Below are 18,323 nucleotides of genomic sequence, written 5' to 3'. Positions count from 1 at the left end.
CCGAAGGAACCGTCATGACTGCTCCCCTGGCCATCTGGACCGACTTCGGCGGCGTGCTCACCCCGCCCGTCGACGTCACCTTCAACGACTTCAGCGACCGGGTCGGCGTGCCGACGTACGCGCTCAAGGAGGCCATGCGCCTCGTGGGCGAGGCCCACGGCACCGACTCCATGGGCGTGATCGACATCCCGCTGCTCGACGAGCACTCCTGGTCCGCGGAGCTGGAGACCGAACTCGGCCGCACCTTCGGCCTGGTCGCCGACCTGGAGAACTTCGGCGACCGCTGGTTCGACGGCCGCCCCGCCAACGCCGACTGGGTCCGGCACCTGGAAGGCTTCCGCGCCCGGGGCGCCTTCGTGGGCCTGCTGTCCAACCTGCCGCCCTCCTGGGAGCGCCACCGCCGCTACATGGTCGACGACACCCACTTCGACGACATCGTCTGCTCCTACGCCGTGGGCAGCCGCAAGCCCGAGCCCGAGATGTTCCGCATCGCCGCCCTGCGCGCCGGGCGCGCCCCGCACGAGTGCGTGCTCGTCGACGACCTGGAGAAGAACTGCGCGGGCGCCGTCGCCGCCGGCTGGCAGGCCGTGCACTTCCGCACCGCCGAGCAGGCCGCACGCCGGATCGCCGACCTCATGGACGCCGCGAAGCCGCTCGCGACCGCGAACCTCTGATCCGAACCCGCCCGATTCCCTTTCCTGGAGCCCGAGATGACCGTCATCACCCTGCCCACCGACACCATCGACACCATGGCCGCACCCCTGAGCACGCAGCGCACGCTGTCCCGACGCCTGGTGCACCGCGCCGCGCTCGCCGAGGTGTTCCTGACCGACTTCCAGTCCGTCGACGACAAGACCTTCCGGGCCTCGGCCCAGCTCCCGCCCGCGCACTTCTACTACGGCGACCACACGGGCCGCCCGGCCATGCACGACCCGCTGGTGGTCTTCGAGAGCGTCCGCCAGATGCTGCTGTGCGCGATGCACCTGCAGCACGACGCCGGCCAGGACACCAAGTCGATCACCGCGACGGCCTCGATGGAGATCTCCGACCCGGGACCGCTGCGGGTGCGCGGCCCGCTCGACCTCGACCTGCGCGGCACCGTCGAGCTGGCCAAGGAGTACCGCGGCGCGATCTCCCGGGTCGTCCACAAGGTGCAGGTCATGGTGGACGGGCGGCGGGCCGGCACGGTCATCGTCGACACCGCGCAGCGCCCGAACGACGTCTACGAGAGCCTGCGCATGTCGCACCGCGAGACCCCACCGCCGCACTCCGACACCCTCCCCGGACACACCGGCGGCCTGCCGGTGGCCCCGTGGCGGGTGGGACGGGAGCGCGCCGAGAACGTGGTGCTGGAGGACGTACGCGCCGACGGGGACGGGTCGCTGGCGCGGCTGCGCGTCCCGGTCGACCACCCGAGCATGTTCGATCACGCGCAGGACCACGTCCCGGGACCGGTCATGATGGAGGCCGCGCGGCAGTCCTCGCTGCTGCTGGCCGGGGAGCAGCAGGGCCTCTCCCCCGACGGGCTCTTCCTGCAGTACGTGAGCGCCGAGTACCTGCGCTTCGCCGAACTCGACAGCGACATCACGGTCGTCACGCGCCCGCTGCCAGAGAGCGTGGACGGGGGCCGCTGGACCGAGGTGGCCTTCGAGCAGGACGGCGCGGCCGTCGCCCGCATGCGGGTCCGGCTGGGCAGCACGGTCGGGACGGAGGTGGCGGCGCGATGAGCGACCCGACCCGGATCTTCCGCACCGACGGCAAGGTGGCCGTGATCACCGGGGCGTCCAGCGGGATCGGCGCCCACTTCGCCCGGCTGCTCACCGCGGCCGGGGCCCGGGTGGCGCTGGCCGCCCGGCGCGAGGGCCCGCTGAAGGAGCTGTCCGACCAACTGCCCGGCAGCATCGCCGTGCCCTGCGACGTGACCCTCGCCGAGGACCGCGAGCGGCTGGTGCGCACGGTCACCGAGCAGCTAGGCCCGATCGACGTCCTGGTCAACAACGCGGGCCTGTCGGAGATCGTGCCGGCCGAGCGGCAGACCGTGGAGAGCTTCGACGGCATCGTGGGGGTCAACCTCACCGCGGTCTTCGCCCTCAGCGCGGCGGTCGGCACCGGGATGCTGGAGCGCGGCACCGGCAGCATCGTCAACATCGCGTCGGTGTACGGGCTGGTGGCCAGCGGCAGCCTGCCGCAGGCCGCGTACGCCGCGAGCAAGGGCGGGGTCGTCAACCTCACCCGCGAACTCGCCGCCCAGTGGGCCGCGCGCGGGGTGCGCGTGAACGCGCTCTGCCCGGGCTGGTTCTGGTCGGAGATGACCGAGGACATGCTCGGCAACGACAAGGGCCGCACCTGGGTGGAACGCCGCACCCCGATGCGCCGGGCCGGTGAACTGCACGAGCTGGACGGGGCGTTGCTCTTCCTCACGGCGGATGCCAGCTCGTACGTGACGGGTGCGAGCATCCCGGTGGACGGGGGGTACCTCACGGTGTGACGGTGACCACGGCGCCCCGCAAGGGGCGCGAGGAACTGCGCGAGCGGCCCCCACGGCCCGCAGTCGAATCTGCAGGCGCGTCGTGGCCGGTCGCGCAGTTCCCCGCGCCCCTGACGGGGCGCATCCGTACCGCTCAACTTGCCGCTCGCATCGGCCGATCCATTTGCGGCCGAATCAGCGACAGCGCCACCGCCTTGTTGACGGCGTCCAGCCGCGACACCGCGTCCAGCTTGTCGAAGATCTTCCGCAGGTGGCGCTTGACGGTCCCCTCGGTGATGCCCAGCCGGGCCCCCACCTGGCGGTTGCTGAGTGCGCCCGCCACCAGGGCGAGGACCTCCACCTCCCGCTCGGACAGCCGCTGGGCGCCCGGGGCACCCGGCCCCGGGGCGGACATGCCGCCCGGCAGCACCGAGACCGTCACCACGCGGCGCCCGGTGTCGACGCGTTCGCGAATGGCGGCGGCCAGCGTCTCGCGGCTCGCGCTCTTGTGCAGGTACCCGCGGACACCGAGTTCCAGCAACTGCCGTACGAGAACGGGGTGGTCGTCCATGCTCACGATGATGATCCGCAGGCCGGGCTGGTGGCGCAGCATCCTGCCGACGGTGGCCACCGGGTCCTCGTTGTGCGGCATCTGGACGTCGAGCAGGGCGACGTCGGGGCGCAGCTGCCCGGCCAGCCGGACGGCGGCCTCGGCGTCACCGGCCTGGGCGACGACCTCGAAGTCGGGCTCGGCGCCGAGCAGATCGCACAGCGCCTCGCGCAGCAGGGTGTGGTCGTCGGCGACCAGAATGCGGATCCGCTCAGTCATCGATGCTGCTCCCCTTGATCGGTATCCATACGGCGACGGTGGTGCCGCGGCCCGGGACGGACGTCACCGTGGTGGTGCCGTCGAGGGCACGGGCCCGCTCCTCCATGCCGAGCAGGCCGTTGGTGCGGCCCGCGGTGCGGGGCGTGGCGGTGTCGAAGCCCACGCCGTCGTCGGTGACCTCGGCGTACACCTCGTGCGGGGCGATGACGGCGTGAACCGTCACCTCATCCGCCCCCGCGTGGGCGAGGGCGTTGCGCAACGCCTCGCGCACGACGATGAAGACCTCGCTGACGACCAACGGCGGCACCCACGAGTCCTCGCCGTCGACCCGCAGCCGCACCCGCACTCCGAGCGGCTCCATGGACTGCAGGAAGCTGCGCAGCGCACCCTCCAGCGGGGGCGCAGAGGTGATGGCACCGGCCGCGGGGCAGCGCCGCAGGGCGGAGGTGACCTCCCGGGCCACGCCCAGGGTGTCCAGCAGGGCGGCGCGGGCATCGGCCAGCCGGCCCTTCTCGGCCGGGGTCAGCCCGGTCGCGGTGAGCTCCAGGAGTTCCAGTCGCCGCAGTGCCAGGGCGAGCCCGCTGCCGATCCGGTCGTGGATCTCACGCGCGAGCCTGCTGCACACGGCCGCATCGGGGGCGGCGTCGATGTACGTCACAGCGATCCTGCCTTCCTCTCCGTAACACCAGAGAGAATACAGAACGTTCGCTTTGTTTTCCAGCCCTCAGACACCGCTTGCCGCGACGCCGTTCAGCACCAACTCCCATATCGGCTCACGTCGGTTGGCATCGCCGCCGCAGCGCCGCTGCACCTCGGCTCCGGCCAGCAGATGCGCAACTAAGGCGGCCACCGTCACCGGCGGCGCCTCCGTACGCAATTCGCCCTGTTCACCGGCACTTTCGAGTAGCTCGCGGACGGCGGGGAGCCAGGACGCAGTCCAGTCGGCACCGGCCGCGGGACGCTCGCGGGCCAGGAGCGCGGCCGAGCGCACGGCCACGTCCTCCTCCAGCAGTCGCACGAGCCCCAGCGCCAGCATCCCCACGGAACGCAGCGCGCACCGCCCGTCCGCCGCCACCTTGTCGACCAGCTCGCGCGTGACCTCGCAGCCGCGCTCCACGACCGCGTCCACCAACTCGCCCTTACTGGCGAAATGAAAGGTCAGAGCCCCCATGGAGACCTCGGCGGACTTGCAGATGCCGGACAGGGTGGCGCCCGCGTAGCCCTTGCCGTCGATCTCCGCGGCCGCCGCCCTGATGAGAGCCTCGCGCGTCCGGACCGCCCTCTCCTGCATCGCCATTGCGCTCTCCCGATCCCGTGGCGAGCTCCCCCGCGGCCCCTTGCCGGCTCCGGTCAGCACGATATCCACAGGCGGCGCCAAAATCAAAGCGGTCGTTCTGTATTTTTGGAGCCACGACTTCCGCCAGAACGCAAAGTTCCCCGCGCCCCGAAGGGGGCGCGGGGAACTGCGCGAGCAACCAGGGACGACCCGCAGCCGAAGGACTACGTAGCCGTCCACCCGCCATCGACGGGCACCGCGGCACCGGTCACGAACGAAGACCGCTCACTGCACAACCAGGCGGCGGCCTGCGCCACCTCCTCCGCATCAGCCATCCGCTTCTGCACCGGTCGGGCGAGAAATGCCCGCTCCAACTCCGGGTCGAGGTCGTGCACTTGCTCTGTCATCTCGGTCATCGTGTTACCCACGACCAGGGCGTTCACCCGGACCCCCCACGGTCCGTACTCAGCGGCAGCCGCCTTCGTCATGCCGATGACCGCGTGCTTGGCGGCCACGTACGCCGCCGATGCCCCGGTCGCCACCGCCCCAGCCACGCTGGAGGTGTTCACCACGGCCCCGGGCATGCCGGAGGCGAGCATCGCGGGGAGCTCGTGGCGCATGCAATTCCACACGCCGCCCACGTTGACGTCCATGGTCCGCGCGTAGTCTGCGTCGTCGACCTCGTGCAAGAGGGCACCGGCCGTGCCGTAACCGGCGTTGTTGAAGGCGGCGTCCAGCCGGCCGAAGGTCTCGACCGCCGCAGCCACCGCACGCTCCGCGTCCTGAGGGTCGGTCACGTCGCCGGGCACCGCCAGCGCCCGGCCGCCCGCGGCGAGAATCCCGTCCGCAAGGGCGTGCAGCCGGTCCGCGCGGCGGGCCATCACGACCACGGCCGCCCCCTCAGCGGCGAACAGCCGCGCCGCGGCCGCGCCGATCCCGCTGGACGCGCCCGTGATGAGAGCGACCCGGCCGTCGAGCATCCCCCGTGCACCGTTCGTCATCGCGCTCACACCCGGCCCAGGGTCACGACAGAGGAGAAGACGGACGTGTCGTTCTGCAGAGCGGATATCAGGACCCGCCTGCGTCCGAATCGGTCCACGGGGAGCGCGTCGGCGTGGATCCAGCAGGGCACGTCGAGTTCGGGATAGGCAGTGAAGGTGGCGTCCATGGCGACCGGAATGCTCTCCTCCGGGTACGCAGCCGCTTGCGCCGCCTGGCGCGCAGCCTCCAGCAGCAGCATGCCGGGGGCGTGGTCGACGAGGTGGTCGAAGAGCACGGGGTGGGAGAGGTCCACGCGCAGCTGCGTGAGGTGCCGGGAGCCGGTGGGGGACAGCACGACGTCGGCGAACCGCTCGCGACCCACCCGCCGCGGGGCCATCGGCGGCGCGAGCGGGACCGTCCCGGCGACGGCCCCGGCGAGATCGGCGTAACGGCCGCGCAGGCGGCGGTAGATGGCGGGCGGGTAGCTGTGGAAGGAGGTCCGCGCCGCACCCAGACGCACGTCGCCGCGGTAGATCTCCACGGTCATGTCGGCCGAGGCCAGACACCCGGCGCGCCGGACGACGTCGGTGCACGTGATGCGCAGCTCCACCTCGGCGGGCGCCGCGCCGGCCACCAGGGCCGCGGGGGCGAGGGCGTACCGGAAACCGCTCCACGACTGGTGGTGCCCGAAGGGCACGTCGAAGACCGCGTGGCTGAGCAGCAGAGCGCCCTGACGCACGGACTCGGCCAAGAGCAGCGGGTCGTGGAGACCGCGCCGCGGGCCGTAGAAGCCGTGGGCGACCGGCCACCGCGCCGCGACGGAGAAGGTGTCGGGGCCGGTGGGCCGCCAGCCGGTGAGCAACACACCGGATTCGGACGTCTTGTGGACGAAGGCGCGGGGCACCGTGCTGGTAGCGGTGGTCGACATGATCAATTCCCCCTAGCGGTGTACAGGCCCGGCGGGATGCCGGGCCGGAAGCCGCAGCCACAAACATAAAGAGTGCTCGCTTTTTTAGCTTCATGAACATCTCAAGGAATCCCCACGCTTCCGCCAAAGCCCCTCTGATACCACCGACTTGGGACCGGTTCCGGGCAGGCTGGGCGGACCTGGCGCCCCCTGCTAAAATAGAGGTCGTTCTCATTTTTCAGGAGGCAAGATGGGGCGACCCAAGCAGGAACGCTCCATACAGACCCGCGAGGCGATCCTCCGTGCGGCTGCCGAGGTGTTCGACGAGTACGGCTACTCCGGCTCGAGCATCAACCGGATCCTCGAGCGCGCGGGCACCACGGCCGGCGCCATGTACTTCCACTTCAAGTCCAAGGAAGACCTGGCCCGTGCGGTGATGAACTCACAGCCGGAGACCATCGTCCCGCTGCTGGAGTCCGAAGGGTTGCAGCGACTGGTGGACACCACCATGGTCTGGTCCTTCCAGCTCCAGCGGGACCCGCTGCTGCGTGCGGGCGTGCGGCTGGCCACGGAGCAGAACGGGATCCAGGACGCCACGTCCTACGTGGAGTGGGCGCAGATCCTGACGGACATTCTGACCGTCGCCTGCGACAAGGGGGAACTGCAGGCCGGGGTGGATCCGCATGAGTTGGCCGAGTTCATCGTCCAGGCGTGCACGGGCATGCAGCTCTACTCGGCCTTGGTGAGCGGCCGGACGGACCTCCCGCAGCGGGTGGTGCAGATGTGGCGACTACTCCTGCCGGGAATCGCGATGCCGGCGGTGGTGGCCCGCACCGAGGTGAGCCCGTCCCGGGTGCGGCTGCCGGAGGCCTGACCGCAACCGCGCCCCCAACGGGGCGCGGGCCCCCACCCGGAACCCCCCGCTCCGCAGACCGGTTCCGGTCAACTCCCAGGCAGCGCACCCGTTCCCATGATCATCTTCACCCCATGGTCAGGGCCGTAAGCCCATTCACTGGTTACCGTGTCCACCATGCGGACGGCGCGCCAGCGGCCGATTCCCTCACCCTCCGTCTTGTGATCGTCACATGCCAACCGCACGATCGGTCCGCGTCCGGACGGACGCGACACCGCTCCGAGGGAGGCCCCATGAACGATCGGCTCAGTCTCGCACCCGATGCCGCACGGCAGTTGGCGACGACTCACAAGACCACCCCGCAGATGCGCGGGATCACCCCCCGCTACCTGCTGCGCGCCCTCCCCTGGGTCGACGTCGACTCCGGCGTCTACCGGGTCAACCGGCGCCGCACGTTCATCCTCGGCGACGACAGGATCAGCACCTACCAGGAGGGCGACGCCCACCGCGTCGTCCCCGAGGACCTGCGCGAACTGCCCTACCTCCGCGAGGCCGAGGAGGGCTTACTCGCCGAGCTGGCCGGCGCGTTCACCCAGGTGACCTTCGACGCCGGGCAGGTGCTGGCCGACGAGGGCGGCGCCGCCGACCGCCTCTGGGTGATCGTCCTCGGCCGCGCCGAGAAGCGCGTCACCGGCCGGTACGGCGAGGACGCCCTGCTGGAGGTCGTCGGCGACGGCCAGTTCTTCGACCTCGACTCCTGGACGCGCTGCGCCCCGCTGCCGTTCCGGGTCAAGGCGCTCACCTCCGGCGTGGCGCTCACCGTCGAGCGCAGCGTGCTGGACTCACTGGCCGGCCGGGACGCGGCGCTGCGCGCCGCCATCGACGCCCACCTCGCCGGCGCGCCCGCCCCCGGCTCCGAGGTACCGGTCGACCTGGCCGGCGGCCACGTCGGCGAGGTCGAACTGCCGGGCACGTACGTCGAGTACGAGGACGCCCCGCGCGAGTACCACATGACCCTCGCCCAGACCGTGCTGCGCGTCCACACCCGCGTCTCCGACCTGTACAACGAGCCCCACGACCAGACCCGGGTGCAGGCGGGTCTCACCATCCAGGCGCTGCGCGAGCGCCAGGAGGCCATGATCCTCAACCACTCCGAGTACGGCCTGCTCAACAACGTCGCCCCCGGCCAGCGCGTGCAGACCCGCACCGGCGCGCCGACCCCCGACGACCTCGACGAGCTGCTGACCCGGGTGTGGAAGCAGCCCGGCTACTTCCTCGCCCACCCGCGCGCCATCGCCGCGTTCGGCCGGGAGTGTACGCGGCGGGGTGTGCCCCCGGTGACCGACTCCAGGTTCGGCAGCCCGCTGCTGACCTGGCGCGGAGTACCGCTGCTGCCCTCCGACAAGATGCCCCTCACCGGCCCCTGCGGGACGTCGCAGATCCTGCTCATGCGCACCGGCGAGGCCGAACAGGGCGTCGTCGGACTGCGCCCCTCCGGCGTGCCCGACGAGGTCGAGCCCGGCCTGTCCATGCGCAACATGGGCACGGACCGCAAGGCGATCACCTCGTACCTGCTGACGGCGTACTTCAACGCCGCGGTGCTGGTCGAGGACGCACTCGCCGTCCTCGAGAACGTCGAGGTGTCGAACTACCATGACTACTCCTGACGTTATGGACGTCACGGGCGTCACGGATGTCCCGGCCGTCCCGGACGTCACCGCCGGGACCGCCACCGCGGACCGCCCGGACGTGCGCACCGGGAGCACCCGCGGCGGCGGCTTCGACCCCGAACTCGCCCGGCGCGACGTCCCGATCCTGCACCGCACGGTCAACGGCCGCCCGCTCGTGTGGCTCGACAACGGCGCCACGACCCAGAAGCCCCGCCAGGTGATCGAGGCCCTCGCGGGCTACTACAGCACCACCAACTCCAACATCCACCGCGGTGCGCACACCCTGGCCCGCGAGGCCACGGAGGCGTACGAGGGCGGCCGGGCGGCGGTGGCGGGCTTCCTGGGGGCCGCGTCCCCCGACAGCATCGTCTTCACGCGCGGCACGACCGAGGCCGTCAACCTGGTCGCGCAGAGCTGGGGGCGGGACAACCTCGGTCCCGGGGACGAGATCCTGGTCTCCACCCTGGAGCACCACTCGGACATCGTCCCCTGGCAGTTGATCGCCAAGGAGCGCAAGGCCCGGGTCGTGCCCATCCCGCTGCTCCCGGACGGGCAGATCGACCAGGCCGCCTTCGCGGACCTGCTGTCCTACCGCACCCAGCTGGTGGCCGTCAGCCACGCGTCGAACGTGCTGGGCACGGTGCCGCCCGTCAAGGAGATGACCGCACTCGCGCACCGCTACGGGGCCCGGGTGCTGATCGACGGCGCCCAGGCAGTGGCCCACTTCCCCGTGGACGTCCAGGACCTGGACGCGGACTTCTACGTCTTCTCGGGCCACAAGCTCTACGGCCCTACGGGGATCGGTGCGCTGTACGCCAAGCCGGAGGTCCTGGAGGGCCTGCGGCCCTGGCAGGGCGGCGGCAACATGATCGACCATGTCGACTTCACGGGCAGTACGTTCGCGCCCGTCCCGCACCGCCTCGAAGCGGGCACGGGCGACCTGTCCGGCCCGGTCGGGCTGCGGGCCGCCATGGAGTGGCTGACGTCCTTCGACCACCGCGCCGTCGCCGCGTACGAGACGGCCCTGACGCAGTACGCACAGCAGGTGCTCGCCACGGTGCCGGGCCTCGAAATCCTCGGGTCGGCGCCCGAGCGGGTGGCCGTGCTGACGTTCACGATGGCCGGGCAGGACCCGACGGCCATCGCGTCCTGGCTCGACCAGGACGGCATCGCGGTGCGGGCCGGACACCACTGCGCACAGCCTGCGCTGCGGTTCTACGGCCTGGAGAGCGCGGCACGGGCCTCGCTCGCGCTGTACAACACGGCAGAGGAGGTCGACCAGTTGGTGGACTCGCTGATGCGGCTGCAGGAGCAGGGCTGACGGAGAGGGGCGGGGGCGGTTCCCTGGGTGCCTGGGTGCCTTCAGGGCGCCGCCCCCGTCAGCGCAGCGCGCTCGCGAAGTGGAAGGCCGAGACCGTCATGCCGCGCGCGTGGTAGAAGCGGTGCGCACCGCCGTTCGTCACCCCCGAGTCCAGCTCCACGCGCTCACAACCGGCGTGCGCCGCGCGGGACTCCAGCTCCTCCCACAGGCGCGCCCCGACACCCTCGGAGCGACGCCCCGGATCCGTGACGAGATCGTCCACGAACAGCACCCGGCCCCGGCTCGTCACCAGCACCCGGTACGCGGCCAGCCCCGCGCAGCGTCCCTCCGCGTCGTACGCGGCGAGGAAGACGAGCCCTTGCGCATGCGCCTCCGCCACGAACGCGGCGCACGCCTCGGGCGTCAGCGCCGGGCGCAGGGCGTGCAGCAGCGGCTGCACGTCGGCGGCCATGCGGGGGTCGCCCGGTACGACCTCCGTCATGGTCAACTGCACGGGCATCAGTGGACGTCCAGCGATCCCGTACGGGTCCGCTTGAGCTCGAAGAAGTCCTGGTAGCCCGCGAGCAGACGGACGCCGTCGAAGACCTTCAGCGCATCCTCGCCGCGCGGGATCGAGCTGAGGACGGGGCCGAAGAACGCGACACCGTCGATGTGGATCGTCGGGGTGCCGACGTACGCCTCGGCCACCGGGTCCTTGCCCGCGTCGTGGCTCGCGCGCAGGGCCTCGTCGTAGTCGGCGCCGTGCGCGGCACCGGCCAGCTCGGCGGGCAGCCCGAGTTCGGCCAGGGACTCGCGGACGACGGCGTCGAAGTCGTCGTTCTTCTGCTGGTGGATGCGGGTGCCGAAGGCCGTGTAGAGGTCGTGCAGCCGCTCCTCGCCGTGGTGCTGTGCGACGGCCGCGGCCACACGGGCGGGGCCGATGGACTTGTCGACGAGCTCGCGGTACCACTCCGGCAGTTCGTTGCCGACGTTGTGCAGGAACAGGCTCATCGCGTGGAAGCGCACCTCGATGTCGCGCTGCGCCTCGACCTCCAGGATCCAGCGGGAGGCTATCCAGGCGAAGGGGCAGGCGGAGTCGAACCAGAAGTCGACGGTGGTGGTCTTGCCGGTCTCGGTCATGCGCCGAACCTAACCGGCCACTGGACCAGAGCCGCAGGCCACTTGGCGATCGGTTCCCTGGGCCAATCGGGTCCGGTCGACTTGACAGACCTCCCGGGAAAACCCGTACGGGCGCAGACGGCCGCTCGCGCGCGGTGCCACGATCGGGCCGTGATCATGCGCGCCGCTTACACAGAAGAGCTCGGGCCGCCGGAGGTCATCCGCTACGGCGAACTGCCCGTTCCGCAGCCGGGTCCCACCGACGTGGTGGTCGAGGTGACGGCGACGGCCGTCAACCACGTGGACACCTTCGTGCGTTCGGGTGCCTGGCGCACCCCGCTCGCGTTCCCGTTCGTCGTGGGCCGAGACCTCGTCGGCACGGTGGCCGAGGCCGGCCCCGGGGCCCCCGGGTTCCGCCCCGGGGACCGCGTGTGGTGCAACAGCATGGGCCACGACGGGCGGCAGGGCGCCGCGGCCGAACGCGTGGTCGTCCCGGCCGACCGCCTCTACCGCCTGCCCGACGGCGTCGACCCCGTGGAAACCGTGGCCCTCGCCCACCCGGCCGCCACGGCCTACCTGGCCCTGTTCACCCACGGCCGCCTCCGGGCCGGCGAAACGGTGCTCGTCGCCGGGGCGGCGGGCAACGTGGGCAGCGCCCTGGTGGTGATGGCGGCCCGGGCCGGGGCCCGGGTCATCGCCACGGCGCGGGCCGAAGACGCCGAGTACTGCCGCTCGTTGGGCGCGGCCGAGGTCGTCGACTACCGGGACCCGGAGGCGTCGCCTCCCGGCGGGATCGACGTATACGTGGACACGTCGGCACGGAACGACCTGCCGACGGCCGTGGAGCTGCTGGCCAAGCGGGGGCGGATCGTGGTGATGGCCGGGTTGCGCACGCGGCCGGTGCTGCCGGTGGGGGCGCTGTACCTGAAGGACTGTTCCGTGACGGGGTTTGCGATCTCGCAGGCGACGACGAGCGAGCTCGCCGAGGCGGCGGCTGCCGTCAATCGGCTGACGCCAGCCGGGCTGTTGCGGCCGAGGGCCGTCGAGGTGATGCCGCTGAGCGCAGCGGCGGAGGCGCACCGACGGGTCGAAAGCGGTGGCCTGCGGGGCAAGTTGGTGCTGAGCGTGGGCGCCCCGTAAGGGGCGCGGGGAACTGCGCGACCAGCCCCCACCGGCCCGCAGTCGACGCACCACCCCAGGGGTCCGGGGCGAAGCCCCTGGGGGCACCCCCAGCGGTAGCTGGGGGACCTCGACTGCAGGCGCGTCGTGGCTGAGCGCGCAGTTCCCCGCGCCCCTGACGGGGCGCTGTGGGCCCCGACTTGACAATAACCCACCCGCACCTTTGACCCGCCCCCAAAGCCACCGGCAAGGTCAATGCCATGAGCGAATCCATCATCGATTCCGTCCCCCTTTTCGAGGTCCGCGCAGAAACGCGTGTAAACGCGTCCCCCCTCGAAATCTATTCCGTCGTGAGCGACCTGCGCCGCAGTTCCGAATGGAGCCCCGAGTGCCGGGGCGGCGAGTGGATCGGGGAGCCGGCCACCGTGGGCGCCGTGTTCCGGGGCGAGAACCTGCGGAGCGAGGACGTCGTCGCCTGGGCCCCGCTCGTGCGGGGCACCTGGTACACCGAGGCCCGCGTGGTGGCGGCCGAGCCGGGCACGACGTTCCGGTGGGTGATGCTCACGCACGCCCGGGAGAACCAGGAAAGCCTCTGGGGATTCGACATCGAATCCGCCGGGGACGGCACCTCCCTCCTCACCCACCATTTCCGGATGGGCCACGCCACCGAGGGAATTCACAAGATAGTCGCCGGCCTGGACGAGGACGGCCGCCGCCGTTTCGTGCACGACTGGTCCGCGAAACTCGTCGACGACCTGGACGTCACGCTCGCCCGCATAAAGGCCGTCATCGAGAAGACCGGGAAGACCGAAAAGAGCAGCCGGTGATTCTCCAGCGCATCGGCAACAAAGGAATCCGGCTCGGCACGCTCTTCGACCGCGCCGCGGCCCGGCACCCGGCCGGCCCCGTGGTCCTGGACCACACGCTCGACATCGCCCCGCAGCTCGGCACGCGGCTCACCCTCACCGAAGTCGCCGAGCTGGTCGACGACTTCGCCTCCCGGCTATGGGCCGCCAGGGTGCGGCCCGGGGAGCACGTGGTCGTCCACAAGACCGACGGCTTCGACATCTCGCTCCTCGCCTGCGCCGTGGCGCGCATCGGCGCCGTCCCGGTGCTGCTCTCGTCGAAGCTCGACGGCGCGACCGTCGCCGAGCTGATCCGCCGCGTCGACCGCCCGCACCTGGTCACCGACGGGGCGAAGCTCGAACACGACCTCCCGGACACCGTGTTCGGCCTCGCCGAGCAGGTCCTCATCACCTCGGGCGGCCACACCGGCGCCACCGGACTGGCCTCGCTCGCCGGTTCCCCCCGCGTCGCGCCCGTCACCATGTCGCCGGACCACCCCACCCTCGTCACGCACACCTCCGGCACCACGGGCACGCCCAAGCTCGCCGTGCACACGGGCCGTACGTTCCAGGCCCGTTACCGGCCCCAGGCCTCCGTCGTGGCCTTCGTCAGCAAGCGCGAACCGCTGGCCGTGCACGTGTCGTTCGTGCACTCGCGGATGTTCACGGCCATGCCCATCGCCGTCCTCCAGGGGCATCCGCTCATCGTGCTCCGCGACGACGATCCGGCCGTCGTGGGCGAGATCTTCGCCCAGGCACCGCCCGGGTTCATCGAGGCGCACCCCAACTCGTTCATGCGCTGGGAAGAGCTCGTGGACGACCCGCGGAAGCCGCTCGCGAACGTGAAGTACTTCAGCAGCACCTTCGACGCCATCCACCCCCGCACCGTGCACCGGCTGCTCGGCGCCTCGCGGCGCGAACACCCGCTGTTCGCCCAGGCGTACGGACAGAGCGAGGTCGGCCCGATCGCAGCCCGCACGTACACCAAGGGCCGCGGCGCGGAGGCCGACGGGCGCTGCGTGGGCGTGCCGTTCCCCGGGATGACGGGCGTGCGCGTCGTCAGCCGCGACGGCAACCCGCCGTCGCGGACCAACCCCGGCACCATCGAGGTCCGCAGCGACGGCCGGATCATCACCTACCTCGGCGAGCACGAGCGCTGGGAGAAGCAGACCGCCGACGGCGGCTGGTGGCGCATGGGCGACGTCGGCTACCGCACCAGGCGCGGCTGCCTGCACCTGCTCGACCGCGAGATCGACGTGATCCCCGGCATCGAGAGCACCCTGGCCGTCGAGGACACGCTCTTCGCGCGGCTCCCCGAACTCGTCGAGGTCATCATCGTGCCGGGCGAGCACGGCGCGGCCGTCCCCGTCGTCTGCACCAAGAACGACAAGCCCCTCGACCAGGTCGCCTGGCAGGCCGCCGTCCGCGGTCTCGCCCCCATGGCGGACCCGGTGCAGTGGCGCCTGGAGGACCTGCCGCACACCGCCACCACCAAGATCAAGCGCGTGGAGCTCGCCAGGCTCCTCCAGGCCGGGAAGGGCGGTACTCAGTGAGCCGCACGAACCACGTGAGCCACATGAGCAATATGGGCAATATGAGCCACATCGAGGTCTGCATCGTCGGCGTCGGGCCGCGCGGACTGTCCGTCCTGGAGCGGCTGTGCGCCAACGAGCGCGCCGCGCCCTCGCACCGCTCCGTGACCGTCCACGTGGTCGACCCCGCGGCCCCGGGCGCCGGCACGGTCTGGCGGCCCGAGCAGTCCCGCCAGCTCCTGATGAACACCGTGGCCTCGCAGATCACGGTGTTCACGGACGACAGCGCGCGGATCGAGGGCCCGGTCGAGCCCGGCCCGAGCCTCTACGAGTGGGCGCAGAGCCCGGAGGCCGGGGAGCAGGACGCCGAGACCGCGGCCGAGGCCCGCCGGCTCGGCCCCGACACCTACCCCACGCGCGCGTTCTACGGCCGCTACCTGCACGACTGCTTCCGGCAGGTCGTGGACCGGGCGCCGCAGCACGTCGAGGTCGTCGTGCACCGCTCGCACGCGGTGGCCATGGCGGACACCGAGGGCGTCCCCGGCGGCCCGCAGGGCATCCGCCTGGAGGACGGCACCCGGCTGAACCGCCTCGACGCGATCGTCATGGCCCTGGGCCACGTCCCCGCCCACCTCTCGCCCCGCGAGGCCCGCACCGCCAGCCTCGCCCGCATCCACCACCTCGGCTACATCACGCCCGCCAACCCGGCCGACGTCGACCTGACGACGATCCGCCCCGGCGAGCCCGTCCTGCTGCGCGGGCTGGGCCTCAACTTCTTCGACCACATGGCCCTGTTCACGGCCGGCCGCGGCGGCACCTTCGACCACGACGCCGAGGGACGGCTGACGTACCGCCCCTCCGGCCGGGAGCCGAAGCTGTACGCCTTCTCCCGGCGCGGCATCCCGTACCACGCACGCGGCGAGAACGAGAAGGGCGCGTACGGGCGTTACTTCCCGCGCCTCCTCACGGCCGAGCACATCGCGACGCTGCGCGACCGCGCGGCGGTCGGCATCCCCGTCCGCTTCGGCACCGACCTGTGGCCGCTGATCGCCCGCGAGGTGGAGAGCGTCTACTACGGCACCCTGCTGGAGTCGTGGGGCCGCGCCGACGAACGCGAGCCGTTCACCACCCGCTTCCTCGCCCTCGCGGAAGAGGACGAGCGCGAGGCGCTGCTCGACGAGTACGCCATCCCGGCCGCCGCCCGCTGGAGCTGGGAGCGCCTCTCCAAGCCGTACGGGGAGCGGGAGTTCGCCTCGCGCGAGGACTTCCACGCCTGGCTCCTCTCCTACCTGGCCGAGGACGTACGGGCGGCCCGCGCCGGCAACGTCAGCGGCCCGCTCAAGGCCGCACTGGACGTGATGCGCGACCTGCGCAACGAGATCCGTCTCGCCGTCGACCACGGCGGCCTGGAGGGCACTTCGCACCGCGACGACCTCGACGGCTGGTACACGCCGCTCAACGCCTTCCTCTCCATCGGCCCGCCGGCCCGGCGCATCGAGGAGATGATCGCGCTGATCGAGGCGGGGGTGCTGGTGGTGACGGGGCCGGGCACGGTGGTCCGCATCGACACGGCGGAGGCGGCGGCGTTCACGGCGAGCTCGGACGTCGTGCCCGGCGAACCGATCCGCTCCAAGGTCCTGATCGAGGCGCGGCTGCCGGAACCCGATCTGCGCCGCACCGCCGACCCGTTGCTGCGGCACCTGCTCAACACCGACCAGATCACGACCTTCCGCATCGACGCCGCCACCGGCAGCAGCTACGAGACCGGCGGCCTCGCGGTCACCGAACGCCCGTACCACGTCATCGACGGCCGCGGTCACGCCCACCCGCGCCGCTTCGCCTACGGCGTCCCGACCGAGGCCGTGCACTGGGTGACCGCCGCGGGCATCCGCCCCGGCGTCGACTCCGTGACGCTCGGCGACTCCGACGCGATGGCCCGCGCGGTACTGGCCCTGCCGCCGGTGGCCCATGTGCCGGCCGCGCTGCGCCCGGTGCGCCCGGAGTCGGAGCCGACGGGCGTGATCGTGTGAGCGACACACTCGACGCGCTCGACGCGCTCATGGACGCGGGCCTGCTCTCACCGGTCCGGGCGGGCACCCCCGCCGAGGCGGCCGTCTGCGACCGGGCATGGCTGCAGGCCATGCTCGACGCGGAGGCCGCCCTGGCCCGCACCCAGGCCCGTCTGGGCACCCTGCCGGCGCAGGCCGCGTCCGCCATCACGGCCGCGGCCCGCGCCGACCGCCTGGACGTACGGGAGTTGGCGCTGGCGTCGCGGGAGACGGCGAACCCGGTCGTGGGCCTGGTCCAGGCCCTCACCCGGGTCGTCGCGGAGACGGACCCGGCGGCTGCGGAATACGTGCACCGCGGTTCGACGAGCCAGGACATCCTGGACACGGGCGCGATGCTGGTGGCGCGCCGGACGCTGGGTCCGGTGCGGGCGGACCTGGCGCGAACGGCGGCTGCGCTGGCGGCACTTGCGGGGACGCACCGGGACACGCCGATGCCCGGCCGCACCCTGGCCCTGCACGCAGTACCCACCACCTTCGGCCTGAAGGCGGCGGGCTGGCGGCAGTTGGTGCTGGATGCGGACGCGCGGCTGGCGGAGGTGCAGGAGCGCCTCCCGGTCTCGCTCGGCGGAGCGGCGGGCACGCTGGCGGGGTACGTGGAGTACGCCCGCCTGGAGGGCGTCCTGGACGGCGCAGCCTACGCGAACCGGCTGCTGACGGCGTTCGCGGAGGAGACGGGGCTGGCGGCACCGGCCCTCCCCTGGCACGCGCTGCGCACCCCCCCGGCCGACCTGGGCGCGGCCCTGGCCTTCACGGCCGGGGCACTGGGGAAGATCGCCGTGGACGTACTGGCCCTGACCCGCACGGAGACGGGCGAGGTCACGGAGGCACCGGTCGCGGGACGGGGAAGCTCGTCGGCCATGCCGCAGAAGCAGAACCCGGTACTGGCGACGCTGGTCCGGAGCGCGGCACTGCAAGTGCCGGTGATGGCAGTCGGGTTGACTCAATCACTGCTCACCGAGGACGAACGCTCGGCGGGCGTCTGGCATGCGGAGTGGCAGCTGTTGCGCGAGTGCCTCCGCCTGACGGGCGGCGCGGCCCACACCGCAGCAGAACTGGCGGAGGGCCTGACCGTGCACCCGGACCGCATGCGGGAGAACCTCGCGCTGACCGGCGCGCAGGTGGTGACGGAACGGATCGCCGCGGTGCTGGCACCGCGACTGGGCAAGGCGGAGGCGAAACGGGTCCTGACGCAGGCGGCGGCGGAGGCACGGAGCGGTGGCCGGCCACTGCGGGAGCTGCTTGCGCAGCACTTCACTCCGGCCGAACTGGCGGACCTGTGCGACCCCGCGGGGTACACGGGGGTGGCGGGGGCGCTGACGGACCGGGCGCTGGGGTGTTCGTAGGGGTGGTGCCGGC

Annotated in this window: 18 protein-coding genes; 11 read left to right on the top strand and 7 right to left on the bottom strand. The window is 72.1% G+C overall.

Annotation, left to right across the window (positions count from 1 at the left end):
• Nucleotides 1-14: 14 nt before the first annotated feature.
• From ACLHRZ_RS20000 to ACLHRZ_RS19990, 3 genes are read left to right on the top strand one after another with little or no spacing between them, the layout of a single operon-like run.
• Nucleotides 15-674: an HAD-IA family hydrolase gene (locus ACLHRZ_RS20000; protein ID WP_490419840.1), complete on the top strand. Its 660-nt coding sequence runs from the start codon at nt 15-17 to the stop codon at nt 672-674.
• 36 nt (nt 675-710) lie between these two features.
• The gene (locus tag ACLHRZ_RS19995; RefSeq protein ID WP_490419839.1) at nt 711-1,727 is read left to right on the top strand and encodes an AfsA-related hotdog domain-containing protein; all 1,017 of its coding nucleotides are present in this window, start codon (nt 711-713) and stop codon (nt 1,725-1,727) included.
• Nucleotides 1,724-2,488, top strand: coding sequence for an SDR family NAD(P)-dependent oxidoreductase (locus ACLHRZ_RS19990; RefSeq protein ID WP_490419838.1), 765 nt, complete (start codon nt 1,724-1,726; stop codon nt 2,486-2,488). Before ACLHRZ_RS19995 ends, ACLHRZ_RS19990 begins: the two co-directional genes overlap by 4 nt.
• 133 nt (nt 2,489-2,621) lie before the next feature.
• Here the strand turns inward: ACLHRZ_RS19990 and ACLHRZ_RS19985 are convergent, their stop codons facing one another.
• The 5 genes from ACLHRZ_RS19985 to ACLHRZ_RS19965 form a co-directional block, all read right to left on the bottom strand.
• The gene (locus ACLHRZ_RS19985) at nt 2,622-3,296 is read right to left on the bottom strand and encodes a response regulator transcription factor (RefSeq protein ID WP_490419837.1); all 675 of its coding nucleotides are present in this window, start codon (nt 3,294-3,296) and stop codon (nt 2,622-2,624) included.
• The gene (locus ACLHRZ_RS19980) at nt 3,289-3,954 is read right to left on the bottom strand and encodes a sensor histidine kinase (protein ID WP_490419836.1); all 666 of its coding nucleotides are present in this window, start codon (nt 3,952-3,954) and stop codon (nt 3,289-3,291) included. Before ACLHRZ_RS19980 ends, ACLHRZ_RS19985 begins: the two co-directional genes overlap by 8 nt.
• A 66-nt stretch (nt 3,955-4,020) precedes the next feature.
• Complete coding sequence (locus ACLHRZ_RS19975; RefSeq protein WP_490419835.1) at nt 4,021-4,593, bottom strand: TetR family transcriptional regulator; 573 nt, start codon at nt 4,591-4,593, stop codon at nt 4,021-4,023.
• A gap of 203 nt (nt 4,594-4,796) precedes the next feature.
• Nucleotides 4,797-5,573 carry an SDR family NAD(P)-dependent oxidoreductase gene (locus ACLHRZ_RS19970; protein ID WP_490419834.1) on the bottom strand — a complete coding sequence of 259 codons (777 nt, stop codon included), beginning with the start codon at nt 5,571-5,573 and terminating at the stop codon, nt 4,797-4,799.
• 5 nt (nt 5,574-5,578) lie between these two features.
• Entirely contained in the window at nt 5,579-6,481 is a 903-nt protein-coding gene (locus tag ACLHRZ_RS19965) for a ScbA/BarX family gamma-butyrolactone biosynthesis protein (RefSeq protein WP_490419833.1), read from the bottom strand.
• A gap of 229 nt (nt 6,482-6,710) precedes the next feature.
• Here ACLHRZ_RS19965 and ACLHRZ_RS19960 point away from each other — a divergent pair, with 229 nt between their 5' ends.
• The 3 genes from ACLHRZ_RS19960 to ACLHRZ_RS19950 all read left to right on the top strand — a co-directional run bounded on the left by ACLHRZ_RS19960 (nt 6,711) and on the right by ACLHRZ_RS19950 (nt 10,304).
• The gene (locus ACLHRZ_RS19960; RefSeq protein WP_490419832.1) at nt 6,711-7,334 is read left to right on the top strand and encodes a ScbR family autoregulator-binding transcription factor; all 624 of its coding nucleotides are present in this window, start codon (nt 6,711-6,713) and stop codon (nt 7,332-7,334) included.
• Nucleotides 7,335-7,606: 272 nt separating this feature from the next.
• Nucleotides 7,607-8,980, top strand: coding sequence for a family 2B encapsulin nanocompartment shell protein (locus ACLHRZ_RS19955; RefSeq protein ID WP_490419831.1), 1,374 nt, complete (start codon nt 7,607-7,609; stop codon nt 8,978-8,980).
• Entirely contained in the window at nt 8,967-10,304 is a 1,338-nt protein-coding gene (locus tag ACLHRZ_RS19950) for a SufS family cysteine desulfurase (RefSeq protein WP_490419830.1), read from the top strand. The genes ACLHRZ_RS19955 and ACLHRZ_RS19950 overlap by 14 nt, the downstream gene beginning before the upstream one ends.
• Before the next feature lie 58 nt (nt 10,305-10,362).
• Here the strand turns inward: ACLHRZ_RS19950 and ACLHRZ_RS19945 are convergent, their stop codons facing one another.
• Both ACLHRZ_RS19945 and ACLHRZ_RS19940 read right to left on the bottom strand, forming a co-directional pair.
• Nucleotides 10,363-10,803, bottom strand: coding sequence for a GNAT family N-acetyltransferase (locus ACLHRZ_RS19945; protein WP_490419829.1), 441 nt, complete (start codon nt 10,801-10,803; stop codon nt 10,363-10,365).
• Entirely contained in the window at nt 10,803-11,423 is a 621-nt protein-coding gene (locus ACLHRZ_RS19940; RefSeq protein ID WP_490419828.1) for a mycothiol-dependent nitroreductase Rv2466c family protein, read from the bottom strand. The genes ACLHRZ_RS19945 and ACLHRZ_RS19940 overlap by 1 nt, the downstream gene beginning before the upstream one ends.
• A 156-nt stretch (nt 11,424-11,579) precedes the next feature.
• Here ACLHRZ_RS19940 and ACLHRZ_RS19935 point away from each other — a divergent pair, with 156 nt between their 5' ends.
• The 5 genes from ACLHRZ_RS19935 to ACLHRZ_RS19915 all read left to right on the top strand — a co-directional run bounded on the left by ACLHRZ_RS19935 (nt 11,580) and on the right by ACLHRZ_RS19915 (nt 18,310).
• The gene (locus ACLHRZ_RS19935) at nt 11,580-12,542 is read left to right on the top strand and encodes an NADPH:quinone reductase (RefSeq protein WP_490419959.1); all 963 of its coding nucleotides are present in this window, start codon (nt 11,580-11,582) and stop codon (nt 12,540-12,542) included.
• A 239-nt stretch (nt 12,543-12,781) separates the two neighbouring features.
• The gene (locus tag ACLHRZ_RS19930) at nt 12,782-13,348 is read left to right on the top strand and encodes an SRPBCC family protein (protein ID WP_490419827.1); all 567 of its coding nucleotides are present in this window, start codon (nt 12,782-12,784) and stop codon (nt 13,346-13,348) included.
• Nucleotides 13,345-14,919 (top strand): class I adenylate-forming enzyme family protein, encoded by a 1,575-nt coding sequence (locus ACLHRZ_RS19925; RefSeq protein ID WP_490419826.1) that lies wholly within the window; start codon nt 13,345-13,347, stop codon nt 14,917-14,919. The genes ACLHRZ_RS19930 and ACLHRZ_RS19925 overlap by 4 nt, the downstream gene beginning before the upstream one ends.
• Before the next feature lie 41 nt (nt 14,920-14,960).
• Nucleotides 14,961-16,928 carry an FAD/NAD(P)-binding protein gene (locus ACLHRZ_RS19920; protein WP_490419825.1) on the top strand — a complete coding sequence of 656 codons (1,968 nt, stop codon included), beginning with the start codon at nt 14,961-14,963 and terminating at the stop codon, nt 16,926-16,928.
• Between the two features lie 29 nt (nt 16,929-16,957).
• Entirely contained in the window at nt 16,958-18,310 is a 1,353-nt protein-coding gene (locus ACLHRZ_RS19915) for a nitrosuccinate lyase (protein WP_490419958.1), read from the top strand.
• The last annotated feature ends 13 nt before the right edge of the window (nt 18,311-18,323 follow it).

The organism is Streptomyces sp. AM25 (assembly GCF_058146165.1).
This window is presented reverse-complemented; position numbering and strand designations above follow the sequence as displayed.

What these genes read in the sequence shown, in the direction of transcription:
- ACLHRZ_RS20000 (WP_490419840.1), top strand. Translation starts at nt 15, where the DNA reads ATGACTGCTCCCCTGGCCATCTGGACCGACTTCGGCGGCGTGCTCACC.
- ACLHRZ_RS19995 (WP_490419839.1), top strand. Translation starts at nt 711, where the DNA reads ATGACCGTCATCACCCTGCCCACCGACACCATCGACACCATGGCCGCA.
- ACLHRZ_RS19990 (WP_490419838.1), top strand. Translation starts at nt 1,724, where the DNA reads ATGAGCGACCCGACCCGGATCTTCCGCACCGACGGCAAGGTGGCCGTG.
- ACLHRZ_RS19985 (WP_490419837.1), bottom strand. Translation starts at nt 3,296, where the DNA reads ATGACTGAGCGGATCCGCATTCTGGTCGCCGACGACCACACCCTGCTG.
- ACLHRZ_RS19975 (WP_490419835.1), bottom strand. Translation starts at nt 4,593, where the DNA reads ATGGCGATGCAGGAGAGGGCGGTCCGGACGCGCGAGGCTCTCATCAGG.
- ACLHRZ_RS19970 (WP_490419834.1), bottom strand. Translation starts at nt 5,573, where the DNA reads ATGACGAACGGTGCACGGGGGATGCTCGACGGCCGGGTCGCTCTCATC.
- ACLHRZ_RS19965 (WP_490419833.1), bottom strand. Translation starts at nt 6,481, where the DNA reads ATGTCGACCACCGCTACCAGCACGGTGCCCCGCGCCTTCGTCCACAAG.
- ACLHRZ_RS19960 (WP_490419832.1), top strand. Translation starts at nt 6,711, where the DNA reads ATGGGGCGACCCAAGCAGGAACGCTCCATACAGACCCGCGAGGCGATC.
- ACLHRZ_RS19955 (WP_490419831.1), top strand. Translation starts at nt 7,607, where the DNA reads ATGAACGATCGGCTCAGTCTCGCACCCGATGCCGCACGGCAGTTGGCG.
- ACLHRZ_RS19950 (WP_490419830.1), top strand. Translation starts at nt 8,967, where the DNA reads ATGACTACTCCTGACGTTATGGACGTCACGGGCGTCACGGATGTCCCG.
- ACLHRZ_RS19945 (WP_490419829.1), bottom strand. Translation starts at nt 10,803, where the DNA reads ATGCCCGTGCAGTTGACCATGACGGAGGTCGTACCGGGCGACCCCCGC.
- ACLHRZ_RS19940 (WP_490419828.1), bottom strand. Translation starts at nt 11,423, where the DNA reads ATGACCGAGACCGGCAAGACCACCACCGTCGACTTCTGGTTCGACTCC.
- ACLHRZ_RS19935 (WP_490419959.1), top strand. Translation starts at nt 11,580, where the DNA reads ATGCGCGCCGCTTACACAGAAGAGCTCGGGCCGCCGGAGGTCATCCGC.
- ACLHRZ_RS19930 (WP_490419827.1), top strand. Translation starts at nt 12,782, where the DNA reads ATGAGCGAATCCATCATCGATTCCGTCCCCCTTTTCGAGGTCCGCGCA.
- ACLHRZ_RS19920 (WP_490419825.1), top strand. Translation starts at nt 14,961, where the DNA reads ATGAGCCACATCGAGGTCTGCATCGTCGGCGTCGGGCCGCGCGGACTG.
- ACLHRZ_RS19915 (WP_490419958.1), top strand. Translation starts at nt 16,958, where the DNA reads ATGGACGCGGGCCTGCTCTCACCGGTCCGGGCGGGCACCCCCGCCGAG.